The following is a 17208-nucleotide window of genomic DNA, read 5'->3' on the forward strand; positions in this document are numbered from 1 at the left end:
TTTTTTGCATATAGTTTGATGGGAGGTAAATATGCAAAAGATATATTTTGAAAAATGGGTTGATTTGAATCATCAGTTAAAAGAGTTATTATCATTATCAGTTGATGAATCGATCAACTACAAAATTGAAAATGTTGGTGTTAGAGCGATAGGAAGTTTGATTGTAAAAGGGGAATATAACGAAAATAAAAAATTTGAAGAAAATATTGAAATGGATGTTTTAGCTACTTTTGATAAGATCGTTGATCAGCGGGATTTTAATATTAAAGTTGAAGATTTTGATTATTTCATTAAAGATGGCGATGTTCAAATTAAGATTGAAGTTGGGATTCATGGAGTAGTTGAAGGTGAAGATCGCTATGTAAGAGATGAAAATTTCAAAAAAGAGGATCCTTTAGAAGAAATTGAAAACTTGATTCGTGATGAAAAAACGACGGAAACAGTTATGCCGGTAAAAGAACCAGTTAGAGAAGAGATAAACGAAAATGAAGTAGTTATGGAAAATACGGTAAAACAAGTAGCTCCGGTAAAAAATATTGAAAAAACAGAACCTGTTTATCAAGAGGCTAAAATCGTTGATGCTACAATGATTCCAGAAACTAAAGAAGCTCTGGTTACCAAGGAGGCAGCTATAGCTGAGGAAATCAGCGAACAATTACAAGAAAAAGTTTATCCAAGCAAATCACGACCAATCTTCCAGGATACAGCTGATAGTGTGGGAACTTATTATTTGTATATTGTTAAAGAAAATGATAGTTACAGTGAAGTAGCATCCCGTTATAATGTCGATGAAAATGCAATTCGTGATTATAATCAGGATAAAGCTTTACAACCCGGCAGTGTTTTAATTATTCCTTATGTATGTCAATAAAGTAATCGAAGAAGCTTATTCACTAGAGGTCATTGGTTATATTAAAGTATCTAAAAAAGTATATAAAGTAAAATGTAAAGAAGGATTTTTTTGTTTAAAGTTTGTTGAAGATAATAATTTATCTGTCGTATTGGATCATATAGAGAGTTTACATTTGAAGTGTTTTCTACCTGTAATTAAAAATTCTCATCATCAGATATTAACAACGTGTGATGATAAAATATTTTATCTTAGTCCCTGGTTAGTGAATGATAATGCAATCATAAAAGAGCTAAAATTAAAATTTTATTATGAATGTCTAGCTTATCTTCATTCGAGTTCTTTTTTTAATTATAGTGTTTCAAAGAGTTTTTTTAAGCGCCAAATTGAAGATATCAATAAAATTATTCATGAACGACAAAGATATTATAGTGAATTGATGAATAATTTTGAGGTTTTATCATATCGTAGTCCTACAGGCTGGATGTTTGTTTTAAATTATCAGCGTATTGAAGCTTGTTTGCAAAATGCGTTAGAATTTTTAGGAAGTTATGAAAATTATGTATGTAATCTAGATACCCTTAGATTATGTTTGACTTATAATAATTTTAATTATGATCATATTATGATGAAAGAAAGTAAATTGATTTCTATCGATCATATTAAAATTAATTTATGTATTTATGATATTTATAATATGTATCAAAAGATACCAGAACTTATATTTGATTTTGATGTGATCTTAGATAGTTATTTTTGTAAATTAAAATTATTAAAGGAAGAAAGATTATTATTACAGTGTTTACTTCATGTTGTTCCGATAATTAAACTAGGACATGATGAAGTTAATAATATCATTATGATGTCAAGGCTGCTTTATTATTTAGATTCAATTTCTTCATTGAATAAAAAGCTTTCAATTGACTAGTAGATAAGATTTTGTTAGAATGGTTTTAGCAATGATCAGGAGGAGTAGATCTTGATGCTTGATAGAGAGTCCTTGAGGGTGGAAAGAGGATAAGATAAGAGTTTGAAGGTAGCCTGGGAGCATGTTTATTGAAAGTTAGTAGATAAACACGTATAACTGCGTTAAAGTTTAGAGGCATAAAATTATTATGCAAAGTAAGGTGGTACCACGAGCATTCGTCCTTATGACGATGCTTTTTTATTTTAAGGAGAAAATTATGGCACAGACAGTTGTTTGGGGCTTGTTTATCGCAGCGTGTATTTTTTTATTGATTTTATTTGGTAAAAGAATATTTCAGATCAATAAGCTGCAACGAAACAAGCGTCGTGAATACGAGCATGATCGTGTTAAATATCGTCATTTTACAAGTGAAATGTTTGATGAAACTCCTGATGATAAGCTTATTTATGCTGTTATATATCATATAATGGCAAAAGAAGATAAATTATATGAGGATGAAAAAATCAATGGTACTTTAAAAGATGTTTTAACTCATAGTGAGTTATTGGTTTATACAATTTTTCAAGTTGAATCTTCAATGGAAGGTAGACGGGGTTCGATACATTCGTTTTTCATTAACGAGCCGTATTGTCTTTATCGTCCTTATCTAAAAGAAGCTTTTGAGGCAGTTGGCTGTTATGAAATTGCTGAGCTGCTGGCATCGGCTGAAAAATTAGCATTGATGATTGAAAATGATGAAGAAATTGAAATAGATGATAGTGATTATGGTCGGTATAATTTTGCTGATTATACAAATGCATTGATGTCAATGCTGAAAGCTTCAGAAATTATATTAAAAACAGGTGAATTTATCAGAAAAAACAAAAAAGATTTTATTGATATGGAGGTAGTTAGTGATGAGTAAACAATTAGAACCAAAATATAATCATCGTAAGGTTGAAGAAGGAAAATATCGTCATTGGATCGATAAGAAATATTTTGAAGCAGGAGATACGAGTAAAAAACCGTATGCTATTGTAATTCCCCCACCAAATGTAACCGGAAAATTGCATTTAGGACATGCCTGGGATACAACTTTACAAGACATGATCATCCGTTATAAAAGAATGCAGGGATATGATGCTTTATGGCTTCCAGGAATGGATCATGCGGGAATTGCTACCCAAGCAAAAGTAGAAGCTAGGATGCGTGAAGAAGGAGTTTCTCGTTATGATTTAGGACGTGAGGGATTTTTAGAAAAAGCCTGGTCATGGAAAGAAGAATATGCGTCAATTATTCGCTCGCAATGGGAAAAATTAGGATTATCTCTAGATTATTCAAAAGAACGTTTTACTTTAGATGATGGTTTAAGTGATGCTGTTAAAGAAGTATTTGTTAAGTTGTATAATGAAGGTTTGATTTATCAAGGAAAGAGAATTATTAATTGGGATCCTGTTCAAAGAACAGCTTTAAGTAATATTGAAGTAATTCATAAAGAAATTGAAGGCGCAATGTATTATTTTAAATATCAGATCGTTGATAGTGATGAACAATTGATCATTGCTACGACACGACCTGAAACAATGTTTGCTGATCAGGCAATTTTTGTCCATCCTGATGACAAAAGATATACCCATCTAGTTGGTAAGAAAGCTATCAATCCTGCTAATGGAGAAGCTTTACCGATCATGGCAGATAGCTATATTGATATGTCATTTGGGACAGCAGTTATGAAATGTACACCTGCTCATGATCCTAATGACTTTGCTTTAGCGAAAAAATACGATTTAGATATGCCGATTTGTATGAATGATGATGGAACGATGAATGAATTGGCTCATAAATATCAAGGAATGGATCGTTTTGAGTGTCGAAAAGCTTTAGTAGCTGATTTTGAAGCTGCGGGAGTTGTTGATCATATTGAAAAACATCTCCATCAAGTAGGGCATTCAGAAAGAAGTAATGCGATTGTTGAACCATATTTATCAAAACAATGGTTCGTTAAAATGAAACCGTTGGCGAAAGCGGCTTTAGATAATCAATTAAAAGATTCTAAAGTTAATTTTGTACCTGAACGTTTTGAAAAAACATTCAATCAATGGATGGAAAATATTGAAGACTGGTGTATTTCCCGGCAGTTATGGTGGGGTCATCAAGTACCGGCCTGGTATCATAAAGAAACCGGTGAAGTATATGTAGGTAAGAGTGCTCCTGAAGATATTGAAAATTGGATTCAGGATGAAGATGTTTTAGATACCTGGTTTTCTAGTGCTCTTTGGCCATTTTCAACTTTGGGCTGGCCAAATACTGATAGTGAACTATTTAAACGTTATTTTCCAACTAATACATTAGTAACAGGTTATGATATTATTTTCTTTTGGGTAAGTAGAATGATTTTCCAATCACTACATTTTACTGATCAAAGACCGTTTGAACATGTTTTGATTCATGGTTTGATTCGTGATGAACAAGGAAGAAAAATGTCTAAATCATTAGGTAATGGTGTTGATCCAATGGATGTTATCGATGAATATGGTGCTGATACATTACGTTTCTTCTTGACAACTAATTCTGCACCAGGGATGGATCTACGCTATATTCCAGAAAAACTTGAAGCTTCATGGAATTTTATTAATAAGATCTGGAATAGTGCAAGATTTGTCTTGATGAATATTGATGAATCAATGAAGTATGAAGATCTTTCATTTGAGAATCTTAATTTATGCGATAAATGGATCTTAAATCGTTTAAATGAAGTTATTCGTGAAGTTGATATCAACATGGATAAATTTGAGTTTGTTAATGTCGGAAGTGAATTATATAAATTTATCTGGGATGATTTTTGTTCTTGGTATATCGAACTTACTAAAGTTCATTTAAACAGCGATAACGCTATAGAAAAACAGGCTAGTTTGAATACTTTAGTTTATGTTTTAAATGCCATCGTGAAGATGTTACATCCATTTATGCCATTTGTAACAGAAGAAATCTTCCAGGCAATTCCACATCTTGAAGAATCTATCTGTATTGCTTCATGGCCAAAAGTAAATAATGAATTTAATGATGCGACAATTAATGATCAATTTACATATTTAATTGATATTGTAAAGGGTATCCGTGAAATTAGAACGCAGTATACAATTAAAAATGCAGTCGAAATAGCTTATTCGATTGCGACAAAGAATGCAGCTTTAGAAACATTGATGGATCAATGTTTGCCATATATTAAAAAATTATGTAATGCTCGTTGTCTTGGTTATAATCTTGATGCTGATGGTGAAGTAGCTAATATTACGATCAAGGGCGGAAATTCATTATTGGTAGAATTAGGTGATTATATTGATAAAGAGGCTGAAAAAGAAAAATTGTTGGCACAGTTAAAGAAGCTTGAAGGTGAAATCAAACGTTGTCAAAATATGCTTTCAAATGAAAAGTTTACATCTAAAGCACCTAAAGAAAAAGTCGCTTTAGAAAGAAGTAAATTAGCTGATTATCAATCAAAATATGATGCTGTAAAAGAAAAATTAGCGATGATGTAAAACTGTTGAAATTTTCAACAGTTTTTTTTCATAAAAAAATTATTTTTTGAAGTAAAATCAATAATTTGAGGGTAAATAATAATAAGAGGTTTAATAAAAGTGTGGGGTTAGATAAGGAGGAAATGAAAAATGAATGAATTGCAATTATGTAGTCAGATGCAAATTTCTGGTGGTGGATTTACAACTATTTTCTTTTGTGTGGTTATGGGTGCTGCTGTTTATAAGATGGCAAAGTCAACGGCTGGAAGAGTATCGATACCTAGAATTATTTCAATTGAGTGGCGTTAAAATGAAAGAATTGCCTGTTGCATCACAAAAACAAGTCAGTGGTGGGTTTGCTTTACCTTTTATTATTACATTGATTGCCGTTAGCGGAGCAGTCAATGTAGCAAGAGTAATAAGAAGTCATTATTCGGTTACGAGAAGTCGTTAATATGAAAGGCTAAAAAGCCTTTCATATTTTATAACTATATGCATATTCTTTATTGGAGGTGGAATATGAAGGTAGTTAGGTTAGTTGTTGTCGTATCAATGCTTTTATCATTATTGTTTGGAGGATTTTATCTAAAGTTTTTTTCATCTATTCAAAGTAAGATCAATGCTTACATAGTGCAGGTAGGAATTTATAAGCAGGATGAAAATGCCAATGAAATGGTAGCAAAATTAACGGAATTGCAGCAACCGAATTATAAGTATCAAAAAGATAATAATTTTGTTGTTATTACTGGAATATTTTTAGATGAAGAGGAGGCTAAAAAGATGGGAAATACAATTAGTGAAAAGGGAATTACCTGTGTGATCAAACAAGTACAATTTGATAGTAGTTTTAAAGAAGTTATTGAACAGCAAAATTATGAAGCCATCATTAATGAGCTAGGATCATGAAAATAAAAAATTATCCCCAAGAAGAACGACCACGAGAAAAAGCTTATTATTACGGAATTGAAAGTTTGAGTAATGTTGAATTACTTGCCTTGATTTTACGGACAGGTAATAAGCAGGAGTCAGTTTTAGAGTTGGCGCAGCGATTGATCAATGAAGTTGGGGGCTTAGCTTATTTAAAAGATATAACTTATCATCAGCTTGTTTTGATCAAGGGAATCAAGAAGGCTAAAGCCATTGAAATATTGGCAGTAATTGAACTTACAAAAAGATTAAGACAAGTACAAGGAATATCGTCAGTTATTAAAGAACCGATCGATGGTTATAATCTCGTTAAAGATAAATTGATGTTTGAACAACAGGAAAAAGTAATAATTTTATGTTTGAATTCAAGATTAGAAGTGATGAAGGAAAAAACAGTATTTATTGGAAGTAACAATATTTCAATTATTAGTGGACGTGAGCTATTTAAAGAAGCACTGATATGTGGCAGTAGTCGAATCATGGTGATTCATAATCATCCTTCAGGTAATCCTACACCTTCATCAGAAGATGTTGAAACGACGAAACGTTTATATAAAATGGCTGAAGAATTGGAAATTGAAGTTATCGATCATTTAATAATTGGAAGAAATAAATTTTATAGTTTTGCTTCAAAAGAAATTATTGAAGTCTAAAGTTAATTGATTATTTTATATTAATGCCTTATAATGGTATCAGCATGTGAGGTGATAATTTGAATAATCGAAAGAAACAACGAAACAGAAGAATCATTTTAATAATTACAATTGCAATTATTGTTTTTTCAAGTATCTCATTAATTTTTTCAAGAACACAATGGGGAATTGAAAGAATGATCAGTGATTCAGTGGCTGTAGTAGAGTATTATGTGATAAAAAAACCAATTGAGTTTGTAAGTGGCTTATTTAGTGAATACAATGAATTAAAGGATGTTTATAACGAAAATAAGATTTTAAGAGCTAGATTAGCGGCTTATGCGAGTGTTGAAGTTAATACTGATGTTTTATCAGGGGAAATAGATGATTTGAAAAAAGCTTTAGATCTTAGTCATTTACCAACTGATTATAATGTAAAGACGGCAACTGTCATTGCTCGTGATGCCAGCAGCTGGACCAATGAAATAACGATTGATTTAGGAAGTATGGCTGGTGTAAGCAAAGACATGGTAGTTGTTGCTTCTAAAGGAATGGTGGGGAAAGTAACTTCGGTAACTGAAGTTAGTGCTACTGTTCAATTATTGACAACGGAAAAACCTGTTTCCGATTTACCAGTTCAAATTATGAATGGTGACCAAAATGTTTATGGTTTATTAAAGCGTTATGATGTTGAAAGTAAATGTTATGAGGTAACATTATTGAGTGATGTCGATAAACTAGAAGATAATGCTAAGGTTATTACTTCTGGCTTAGGTGGTGATCAAAAAGCCCCTAAAGGAATTTACATAGGAACAGCTGAGGTTATAGATGTTTCTAATGATGGTACAACCAAGACCCTTAAAGTTAAACCGGCTGAGGATTTTAGTGATTTGAGTTATGTTTCAGTAGTTTTTAGAGGAAATGATGATGAATAAAAAATTATATCGTTATTATTTAGTAATGGCGCTTAGTTTTGTAATTGATAGTGTTATCAATTATTATCTTCCTTTTAATTTTGATAAATCGGGAATCACAATTATACCTTGTATTGGTTTGATGATGTTTACCTTGTTGAATAATACTATTGGTGATGAACATCGCTATATTTTTGCAACGGTAACAGGGTTGTATTATGCAATCGTTTATGCTAATAGTTTATTAATATATGTTTTACTGTATTGTTTATATGCTTTTTTAGGAAAAAAATATACTAAATTAGCGACTTTTACCCTTTTAGAAATGTATATCGCTGTAATTGTGACAATAATCGCGCAAGAGATCGTGTTATACTGGTTAGTGTGGATAACAAATATTACGCAACTTTCGATAATAACTTTTATGATAAATCGTTTGTTGCCAACTGTAGCGGTTAATTTATTTTTAATTGCACCAGTATATTTTATCCATAAGAAATTAGGATTCGAGGGTAAGATCAATGCATATCAAAGTAAAAGGGGTTAATGGTCATCTAGTTTTTGTTTTTGATGATAGTCAAGAATTTAATAGTTTAATAAGTGAATTAAAAAGTCTTTTAGAGTCTCCATTACTTAAAAGTGATGGTTATTATCCAAAGGCTTTTTTTGATTTTAAAAGTCGAATTTTGAGTATTCATGAATTATCAAAATTATTAGAACTATTATTTGAAAAACAAGTTTTGTTATTTGATGGCATTAATATGATAAAAAAAGAACATAAAAATAAGATCAAAGTAATTGAAGAGACGATTCATTCAGGTGAAGTTTTAGAATTAGATCAAGATACTTTGATTATTGGACAGATAAATCCTGGAGCAATCGTGCGTTTTAGCGGAAAATTATATGTGATGGGAAAAGTGTGTGGTTTTGTTGAGGGAATGAATGCTGATGCGAAGATCAGTGGACAATGTTTTAAAAATGCTCATGTTAGAATTAATGGAGTATCTCGACAAAATTATACAAGTTTTGAACTTACGATGCTTTATTATAAAGACAATGAAATATTCTTAGATAAGGGGGACATGATTTATGTCTAGAGTTATAGTAGTTACTTCTGGTAAAGGCGGGGTAGGTAAAAGCAGTATAAGTGTCAATCTGGCTAGTGCTTTAGCGTATTCTAAATTTAAAGTTTGTTTGATTGATGGTGATTTTGGACTCAAAAATTTGGATGTTATGATGGGTTTAGAAAATAGAGTAGTTTATGATTTAAATGATGTAGTTGAAGGTCGTTGTACAATTGAACAGGTTTTGGTTAAAGATAAAAGAATAGCTGGATTGAGTTTATTACCGTCGTGCAAATCATTATCATTTGAAAATTTAGATACAAAGATAATGAATTCTTTGATTGAAAGGTTAAGTAAAGATTTTGATTTTATTATTGTAGACAGTCCGGCAGGTGTTGAAAAAGGATTTGAATATTCAGCATCGTTAGCTAGTGAAGCAATCGTAGTTGTCAATCTTGATGTATCATCATTACGTGATGCCGATAGAGTTGTGGGGCTATTGATGAAAAAAGGTATTAATACGATTAATATGGTAGTTAATAAAGTTAATCTTGATGATATTGAAAGTTCTCGTTCGTTAACGATCGATGATGCTAAAGAAATTTTATCATTGCCGTTATTGGGAATTGTATATGATAGTCATGATATGATAGAAGCTAATAATCGTGGTGTACCGATCTTTTTAGATCAGCAGCACTTATTACATACATGCTTTTTAAATATCGCAAAACGTTTATTAGGACATCAGGTTCCATATGTGAAATATAAAAAGAAAAGTTTAATTCGTCGATTTTTTTATTCATGATTTAAGTCTTTAATATAAATTGTTATCATATAATGAATTAGGTGATATGATGAATGATCTTGATGATGTAAGAAAACGTATGCATAAAAGGCGTCAAAAACCTTTAAATGATGATAATTTTAAGCGGTTTTATAATTTTATGGTTAAATTTATGGTCGTGATTTTAGTGGTTTTAGTTTCGATGTCGTATGTTAAATTAAACCCTGATTCAAATCTAAAGAAAATAATTTTAAATGATGCTAATTATAAAATGGTTACCAGCTGGTTATCAGATACGCTATTTTCGTTTTTACCTTCAAATGAGACCCCGGTATCTAGTGAAATCAGTTATCAGCATGTAAAAGATGATTACTATAAAAATAATAGTAATGAGGTTTTAAGCATTGAAGCGGGGAGAGTTATCGAGGTAGGAACGGATGAAAGTTTAGGTAGTCATGTTGTTATTTTAGGTAAAAATAATGTAACGATCACTTATAGTGAGATCGATAATGTAATGGTGACACTGTATGATGAGGTAGATCAAGGGATGGTTCTAGGAAGTTATAATGAAAAGTTTATTTTGCAGTTTGATTATCTTGGTAAAGAGATAAGTTATGAAGAGTATCAAAGGATGGAATAACTGGTATATCCATCCTTTTACTATGATGTATATCTTGATTAGTATTATAAATAATAATTTCTTTAATTATATTAGTGCTTTAATGATTGTTTGTATTCATGAGTATGGACATTATTATTTTGCTAAAAAATTTAATTTTGAAATTGAAAAAGTTGAGATATTTCCTTTTGGGGCTTTTTTAAGTGTCAATGATTATGGAATGCATCATGTTTGTGAAGAATTGATCATGTTGATGGCAGGGTTATCAGTACATTTACCTATTTATTTTATAATTGAAATATTTATTCAAAATCAGTATTTATTAGAAGTTAATCGTTTGGTATTTATTTTTAATTTTTTACCTATTTATCCATTAGATGGTTCTAAGATCTTACTGCTTTTATTGTCTTTGATCAAAGATTATTATCAAGCAATCAAATTACAAATAAAAATATCTTTGTTTGCTTTATCGATATTAATCGTCTTATATAACAAGATTGGTTATTTGCTGGTGTATTTTTATTTACTGTACGCTAACTATGAATATATTAAAGAATTTCGATATATGATCATCCGTCTTTATTTAAAAAGGATGCAGGGTAGTCAGTATAAGCATTGTAAGATCAATTATAATTTTAATTTTTATCGACCTTATTATAATATCTATGTAATTGATGGAAAGACATATAATGAAAGGCAAATGTTACAATTTTTAATAAAAAAGCTAAAAACAGATTGACTTTAGGACATAAATTTAATATAATGCAACTGTTGTAGACCTCTAGCTACAACCGCACATAAAAGGTATTAAAGCAATGCTGCCTTGGTTGGCGAGTCTTAGAATATTTATAGGAGGTGCGATATGTACGCAATTATTGAAACAGGTGGAAAACAAATCAAAGTTGAAGCTGGAGATACTATTTTTGTAGAAAAATTAGATGTTGAAGCAGGAGAAAAAGTAGTTTTTGATAAAGTATTATTAGTTGGTGATAAAACTACTAAATTAGGAGCTCCTTATGTTGAAGGGGCAACTGTAGAAGCTACTGTTGAAAAACATGGTAAAGAAAAGAAAGTTGTTGTTTATAAATACAACCCTAAAAAACATTATCACAAAAAACAAGGTCATAGACAACCTTATACAAAATTAGTAATCAATGCTATCAATGGATAATGATCAAAGTATTAATTAAAAAAAAAGAAAATCAAATCATTAATTTCAAAATAACTGGTCATGCTAATAGTGATGTTTATGGCAAAGATTTAGTTTGTGCAGGTGTTTCTACAAGTAGTATAGGAACATTAAATATGCTAGTTAAAAAAGGATTTTTAGATGATCATATTGGAACGATCGAAGTTAATGAAGGATATATAAACATAATCGTAAAACAAGTAGATGAGATTTGCCAAGTGGTGCTAGAGACGCTTGAGACAACTTTGGATACTATGGCTGAAGATTATGGACAATTTATTGAAATATCTAAAGTGGAGGTGTAACATATGATGTTCAAATTAGATTTACAATTATTCGCTTCTAAAAAAGGGGTAGGGTCAACTAAAAATGGTCGTGATTCTAGATCAAAAAGATTAGGAGCTAAATTAGCTGATGGGCAATTTTGCACAGCAGGATCTATTATTTATAGACAAAGAGGAACTAAAATTCATCCAGGTACTAATGTAGGAAAAGGTGGAGATGACACTTTATTTGCTACAGTTGATGGGATCGTAAAATTCGAAAGACTTGGTAGAGATAGAAAAAAAGTTTCAGTTTATCCAGCTGCATAATTTAATCCCTGAAAAGGGATTTTTTTGTATCGATTGGTAAATAATAAGAAAAGAGGTGGATTTATGCAATTTATTGATAAGGCAAAAATTAGAGTTGAAGCCGGTAAGGGTGGTGATGGAACAGTTGCTTTTAGACGTGAAGCCCATGTTCCTAAAGGTGGACCTGCTGGTGGTGATGGAGGAAAAGGTGGTAGTGTCATTTTTGAAGCTACAACATCACTTTCAACTTTATTGGATTTAAAATATAATCGTTTATATAAAGCGCCTTCAGGACAAAATGGAATGGCTAAAAAAATGCACGGTAAAGATGCTATTGATACGTTGATCAAGGTTCCGGTTGGAACAGTAATCATCAATGAGGAAACAAATCAGATCATGGCAGATCTAACTGAAGATAAACAGCGTGTAGTTATTGCTAAAGGGGGTCGTGGTGGTCGTGGAAATGCCCGTTTTGCAACTTCAAGAAATCCGGCTCCGCAAATTTGTGAACGCGGTGAACCGGGGGAAAAATTTGATTTACAGTGTGAATTAAAGTTATTGGCTGATGTTGGATTAGTAGGTTTTCCATCAGTTGGAAAATCAACTTTACTTTCCGTTGTTTCTAGAGCTCGTCCTGAAATAGCAGATTATCATTTTACAACGATCGTACCGAATTTAGGAGTAGTACAGGTAAAAGATGGGCGTAGTTTTGTGATGGCTGATTTACCAGGGCTGATTGAAGGAGCAGCGCAAGGCAAAGGGTTAGGACATCAATTTTTAAGACATATCGAACGTTGTCGGGTAATCGTTCATATTATTGATATGGGAGCTGTTGATGGTCGGGATCCGTACGAGGATTATGTGACGATAAATAAGGAATTAGGTGAATATCAGTATCGTTTATTAGAACGGCCTCAAATCGTTGTTGCTAATAAAATGGATGAAGAAGGGGCTGAAGAAAATCTAGCTCGTTTTAAAGAATTAGCTGGTGATGAAGTTAAAGTTTTTCCAATTAGTGCTATCATCCATGATGGCGTTGACCAAGTATTATATGCAATTGCAGATACTTTAGCTGCTACTCCAGCGTTTACACTGGAAGAAAGTGACGAAGAAAATACAGTTCTTTATACAATGAATGATGAAGAAGAAAAACCATTTGAATTACATAATTTGGGTAATGGAAACTGGAAGATCACTGGTAAACGGATTGAAAGAATGGTAGCGATGACTTCATTAGTAAGTGATGATTCTTTAAAACGTTTATTGATCAAATTAAGAAATATGGGTGTTGATGATGCTCTAAGAAATGCCGGAGCTAAAGATGGCGATAATGTTGCTATTGCGGATTTTGAATTTGATTATTATGAGTAATCAAATTATCATTTTATAATGTTGAGGCTAAATAAAATAATTAACCAGATTATTTTGGGTCTCTAAATTTCCGTGGGGTTTAAAAAAATGAGACTCTAAAATAAAGTGGGGTTTTGGTGACCCCACTTCTGTTTATAGTTGAAAAAGTATCATTCAATACCGTGGGGTCAAGAATGATACTTTTAATATGCCGAAACAACCATTTTATTTAATTATTATCTGTTTTTTAAAGTTTTTGTGACAGTCTTTACATATAAATCTTCTACATCTGTAATTGATGACGGTTTTATTAGTGTTGAAAATAGAATGAGTAATTTTCTTTGATTTATAGGTTTTAACATTAGCATTCAAACTACTGCAACAGGGGCAGGATTTAATCTTTTTAGTTAAAGTAACATTAATGTTTATAATATCGCGAGATCTAACAATATTGATATCTTGAATATCGTCAGGTTGTAAACCCAATAAATTTATAGTATCATAATCCATGAGATAACACTCTCCTTTCAAATATGGTTGTATCTGCAAAAACAATCATATCATGAAAGGATTTTTTCATACTATAAGAGCACCCCACGAAAGTTTAAAGTACAAAAAAAGCCGACCCCATGAAACTTTATACCTAGGGGTCGACCCCACACTAATTTAGATATCGATTATTTTAGCCTTTTTATTATTTGTCGAAAAAGTTAGAAAAATAAAAGAAGTGTTTTAGATATAAAGATGGTATAATGATATGGAAAGGGTGATAACATGGGAATATATTTAAATCCAGGGAAGATGTCATTTTTACAGGCGACAAAGAATCCAATATATGTAGATAAATCATTATTGATAGAATATACTAATAGTTTGATGGGAATTAATGATTGTAAGATCTGTGTTTCAAGACCAAGAAGGTTTGGAAAGAGTACCGATGCTAATATGTTAGTGGCTTATTATTCTAAGGGCTGTGATTCATCGGATATATTCAATGATTTAAAAATAAGTCAAACAGAATTATATCAAAAGCATATAAATAAACATAATGTGATTCATCTTGATATCCAAAAGTTTTTAAGTGTTAATGATTCTATTCAGGAAATGATCAAAGATATAAACGAATCAATTTTATTTGAACTAATTGAAGAATATGGAGATATTAAATTTATAAGAAAAGATATCTTATCAAGGGTATTATCACAAATATTTGCTTACACTAATGAAAGTTTTATTTTTATCATTGATGAATGGGACTGTATTTTTAGAGAATATAAAGAGGATAAAGAAGCTCAGGAAAAATATCTGGATTATTTAAGACTGTTATTCAAAGAACAGCCATATGTCGAACTGGTCTATATGACGGGAATCTTGCCAATCAAGAAATATGGAACCCATAGTGCCTTGAATATGTTTGATGAAATCTCGATGGTTGATCCTGGACTGTTACCTGAATTCATGGGCCTTACAGAAAAAGAAGTGGAAAATTTATGTATAAAATATGATGTTAGTTTTGAAATGATGAAACAGTGGTATGATGGTTATCAATTGACCAAAGAAATATCTGTGTTTTCACCAAGATCAGTAGTTGCTTCAATTACTAGAAAGAAGTTTGATAACTACTGGACAAATACCGAAACATATGAAGCATTAAGAGTCTATATCGATATGAATTATGATGGCTTGAAAGATGAAGTAGTAAAACTTTTAGCAGGAGAGGATGTAAGGATCAATACTGATAAATTTCAAAATGATATGACGACGTTCAAATCAAAAGATGATGTCTTGACACTGCTGATACATCTAGGTTATCTAGGATATAATAGAGAGAATCAAAAATGTTATATTCCCAATAAAGAAGTAACGAGTGCTTTTATTAATTCAATTGAAGATTCCAACTGGAAAGAAACAACAAGAGCCTTATTGAACAGTCAGGAATTATTAGAAGCAACATGGCAAAAAGACGAAGAAGCGGTAGCCAAGTATCTAGAAGAAGCCCATTTAGATACAGCGATATTAACATATAATAATGAAAATGCTCTATCATATACGATATCGATAGCATATATGGCAGCAAGGAATCATTATACGATAATAAGAGAAATGCCTGGAGGAAAAGGGTATGCGGATATGGTTTTTATCCCCAAAGATGATAAACCGGCATTGATCGTTGAATTGAAATGGGATCAGGAGGTAGAGACAGCAATAGATCAAATCAAAGAGAAGAAATATTATTTTGGATTAGAAAAGTATTTAGATAATTTACTGTTGATTGGGATCAGTTATAATAAAGAGACAAAGAAGCACAGTTGTAAAATTGAAAAATATAGACAGTGATCAAAGGAGGTGACAGGATGGGAATATATTTAAATCCAGCTAATAATGGATATTCAGAAACAAAAAACGGCAAAGTCTTTGTTGATAAGTCTTTGTTGATAGATTACACAAATCAAGTTATAAAAACACCACAAAAAAATATCTGTATATCAAGACCAAGAAGGTTTGGAAAGAGCACCGATGCTAATATGTTAGTGGCTTATTATTCTAAGGGCTGTGATTCATTGGATATATTCAACGATTTAAAAATAAGTCAAACAGAATTATATCAAAAGCATATAAATAAACATAATGTGATTCATATCGACGTTCAAAAGTTTTTAAGCAACAGCGAAGATATTGATAAGATGATAAAACTTTTAACGCAAAGAATAATCAATGAGATAAAAAAAGAATATGATGTTGAGTTGTTTGATGAGACAAGTTTATCAATGTCATTTGAAGATATATTTGCAAAGACAGGGGAACAATTTGTTTTTATCATCGATGAATGGGACTGTATCTTTAGAGAATATAAAGAGGATAAAGAAGCTCAGGAAAAATATCTGGATTATTTAAGACTGTTATTCAAAGAACAGCCATATGTCGAACTGGTCTATATGACGGGAATCCTGCCAATTAAGAAATATGGAACCCATAGTGCTTTGAATATGTTTGATGAAATCTCGATGGTTGATCCTGGACTGTTACCTGAATTCATGGGCCTTACAGAAAAAGAAGTGGAAAATTTATGTATAAAATATGATGTTAGTTTTGAAATGATGAAACAGTGGTATGATGGTTATCAATTGACCAAAGAAATATCTGTGTTTTCACCAAGATCAGTAGTTGCTTCAATTACTAGAAAGAAGTTTGATAACTACTGGACAAATACCGAAACATATGAAGCATTAAGAGTCTATATCGATATGAATTATGATGGCTTGAAAGATGAAGTAGTAAAACTTTTAGCAGGAGAGGATGTAAGGATCAATACTGATAAATTTCAAAATGATATGACGACGTTCAAATCAAAAGATGATGTCTTGACACTGCTGATACATCTAGGTTATCTAGGATATAATAGAGAGAATCAAAAATGTTATATTCCCAATAAAGAAGTAACGAGTGCTTTTATTAATTCAATTGAAGATTCCAACTGGAAAGAAACAACAAGAGCCTTATTGAACAGTCAGGAATTATTAGAAGCAACATGGCAAAAAGACGAAGAAGCGGTAGCCAAGTATCTAGAAGAAGCCCATTTAGATACAGCGATATTAACATATAATAATGAAAATGCTCTATCATATACGATATCGATAGCATATATGGCAGCAAGGAATCATTATACGATAATAAGAGAAATGCCTGGAGGAAAAGGGTATGCGGATATGGTTTTTATCCCCAAAGATGATAAACCGGCATTGATCGTTGAATTGAAATGGGATCAGGAGGTAGAGACAGCAATAGATCAAATCAAAGAGAAGAAATATTATTTTGGATTAGAAAAGTATTTAGATAATTTACTGTTGATTGGGATCAGTTATAATAAAGAGACAAAGAAGC

At 31.4% G+C, this 17208-nt stretch carries 21 protein-coding genes and 2 other annotated features; of the genes, 20 read left to right on the forward strand and 1 reads right to left on the reverse strand.

The annotated features are described in order from the left end of the window. Nucleotides 1-31: 31 nt before the first annotated feature. The 18 genes from OC535_RS02510 (at nt 32) to obgE (ending at nt 13347) form a co-directional block, all read left to right on the forward strand. Nucleotides 32-871: a LysM peptidoglycan-binding domain-containing protein gene (locus tag OC535_RS02510; RefSeq protein WP_498823066.1), complete on the forward strand. Its 840-nt coding sequence runs from the start codon at nt 32-34 to the stop codon at nt 869-871. Further along, nucleotides 858-1778: a hypothetical protein gene (locus OC535_RS02515; RefSeq protein WP_227052443.1), complete on the forward strand. Its 921-nt coding sequence runs from the start codon at nt 858-860 to the stop codon at nt 1776-1778. The genes OC535_RS02510 and OC535_RS02515 overlap by 14 nt, the downstream gene beginning before the upstream one ends. A gap of 22 nt (nt 1779-1800) precedes the next feature. After that, nucleotides 1801-2004, forward strand: a binding site (T-box leader). 30 nt (nt 2005-2034) lie between these two features. Continuing rightward, nucleotides 2035-2682 carry a DMP19 family protein gene (locus OC535_RS02520; RefSeq protein ID WP_227052442.1) on the forward strand — a complete coding sequence of 216 codons (648 nt, stop codon included), beginning with the start codon at nt 2035-2037 and terminating at the stop codon, nt 2680-2682. Beyond that, on the forward strand, nt 2672-5296 hold the full coding sequence (locus OC535_RS02525) for a valine--tRNA ligase (protein WP_498823067.1): 2625 nt from the start codon (nt 2672-2674) through the stop codon (nt 5294-5296). The genes OC535_RS02520 and OC535_RS02525 overlap by 11 nt, the downstream gene beginning before the upstream one ends. A 129-nt stretch (nt 5297-5425) precedes the next feature. Next, entirely contained in the window at nt 5426-5584 is a 159-nt protein-coding gene (locus tag OC535_RS02530; protein WP_162832140.1) for a hypothetical protein, read from the forward strand. A gap of 1 nt (nt 5585) precedes the next feature. Further along, the gene (locus tag OC535_RS02535) at nt 5586-5729 is read left to right on the forward strand and encodes a hypothetical protein (RefSeq protein WP_498823068.1); all 144 of its coding nucleotides are present in this window, start codon (nt 5586-5588) and stop codon (nt 5727-5729) included. 65 nt (nt 5730-5794) lie between these two features. Next, nucleotides 5795-6181 carry an SPOR domain-containing protein gene (locus OC535_RS02540; RefSeq protein WP_024720890.1) on the forward strand — a complete coding sequence of 129 codons (387 nt, stop codon included), beginning with the start codon at nt 5795-5797 and terminating at the stop codon, nt 6179-6181. Further along, nucleotides 6178-6855, forward strand: a complete 678-nt coding sequence (gene radC, locus OC535_RS02545; protein WP_024720889.1) for a RadC family protein — start codon at nt 6178-6180, stop codon at nt 6853-6855. Before OC535_RS02540 ends, radC begins: the two co-directional genes overlap by 4 nt. Before the next feature lie 59 nt (nt 6856-6914). Beyond that, on the forward strand, nt 6915-7769 hold the full coding sequence (gene mreC / locus OC535_RS02550; protein WP_227052439.1) for a rod shape-determining protein MreC: 855 nt from the start codon (nt 6915-6917) through the stop codon (nt 7767-7769). Beyond that, nucleotides 7762-8295, forward strand: a complete 534-nt coding sequence (locus OC535_RS02555) for a hypothetical protein (RefSeq protein WP_024720888.1) — start codon at nt 7762-7764, stop codon at nt 8293-8295. Before mreC ends, OC535_RS02555 begins: the two co-directional genes overlap by 8 nt. Then, the gene (locus OC535_RS02560) at nt 8270-8845 is read left to right on the forward strand and encodes a septum site-determining protein MinC (protein WP_024720887.1); all 576 of its coding nucleotides are present in this window, start codon (nt 8270-8272) and stop codon (nt 8843-8845) included. Before OC535_RS02555 ends, OC535_RS02560 begins: the two co-directional genes overlap by 26 nt. Continuing rightward, complete coding sequence (minD, locus tag OC535_RS02565; RefSeq protein WP_024720886.1) at nt 8838-9617, forward strand: septum site-determining protein MinD; 780 nt, start codon at nt 8838-8840, stop codon at nt 9615-9617. The genes OC535_RS02560 and minD overlap by 8 nt, the downstream gene beginning before the upstream one ends. A 49-nt stretch (nt 9618-9666) precedes the next feature. After that, complete coding sequence (locus OC535_RS02570) at nt 9667-10236, forward strand: M23 family metallopeptidase (RefSeq protein WP_227052438.1); 570 nt, start codon at nt 9667-9669, stop codon at nt 10234-10236. After that, complete coding sequence (locus OC535_RS02575; RefSeq protein ID WP_227052437.1) at nt 10211-10954, forward strand: zinc metalloprotease; 744 nt, start codon at nt 10211-10213, stop codon at nt 10952-10954. The genes OC535_RS02570 and OC535_RS02575 overlap by 26 nt, the downstream gene beginning before the upstream one ends. Before the next feature lie 40 nt (nt 10955-10994). After that, nucleotides 10995-11063: a sequence feature (ribosomal protein L21 leader region), on the forward strand. Nucleotides 11064-11077: 14 nt separating this feature from the next. Further along, nucleotides 11078-11386, forward strand: a complete 309-nt coding sequence (gene rplU / locus OC535_RS02580; RefSeq protein ID WP_024720883.1) for a 50S ribosomal protein L21 — start codon at nt 11078-11080, stop codon at nt 11384-11386. After that, nucleotides 11386-11709, forward strand: a complete 324-nt coding sequence (locus OC535_RS02585; RefSeq protein WP_027090637.1) for a ribosomal-processing cysteine protease Prp — start codon at nt 11386-11388, stop codon at nt 11707-11709. The genes rplU and OC535_RS02585 overlap by 1 nt, the downstream gene beginning before the upstream one ends. A gap of 6 nt (nt 11710-11715) precedes the next feature. Beyond that, nucleotides 11716-11997, forward strand: a complete 282-nt coding sequence (rpmA, locus tag OC535_RS02590; protein ID WP_227052473.1) for a 50S ribosomal protein L27 — start codon at nt 11716-11718, stop codon at nt 11995-11997. A gap of 63 nt (nt 11998-12060) precedes the next feature. Then, nucleotides 12061-13347: a GTPase ObgE gene (gene obgE / locus OC535_RS02595; protein WP_227052436.1), complete on the forward strand. Its 1287-nt coding sequence runs from the start codon at nt 12061-12063 to the stop codon at nt 13345-13347. Nucleotides 13348-13551: 204 nt separating this feature from the next. Here the strand turns inward: obgE and OC535_RS02600 are convergent, their stop codons facing one another. Further along, nucleotides 13552-13836, reverse strand: coding sequence for a transposase family protein (locus OC535_RS02600; RefSeq protein ID WP_498823070.1), 285 nt, complete (start codon nt 13834-13836; stop codon nt 13552-13554). Between the two features lie 264 nt (nt 13837-14100). On the opposite strand from OC535_RS02600, the gene OC535_RS02605 reads away from it, so the two are divergent. Together OC535_RS02605 and OC535_RS02610 are read left to right on the forward strand one after the other, a co-directional pair. Further along, nucleotides 14101-15663: an AAA family ATPase gene (locus OC535_RS02605; RefSeq protein WP_498823071.1), complete on the forward strand. Its 1563-nt coding sequence runs from the start codon at nt 14101-14103 to the stop codon at nt 15661-15663. Nucleotides 15664-15680: 17 nt separating this feature from the next. Then, a partial coding sequence (locus tag OC535_RS02610; protein ID WP_498823072.1) for an AAA family ATPase occupies nt 15681-17208 on the forward strand: 1528 nt, incomplete at its 3' end.

Origin of the sequence: Clostridium sp. Marseille-Q5894 (assembly GCF_946902305.1) — a bacterium.
In the GTDB taxonomy this organism is placed as follows: Bacteria; Bacillota_I; Bacilli_A; order Erysipelotrichales; family Coprobacillaceae; genus Thomasclavelia.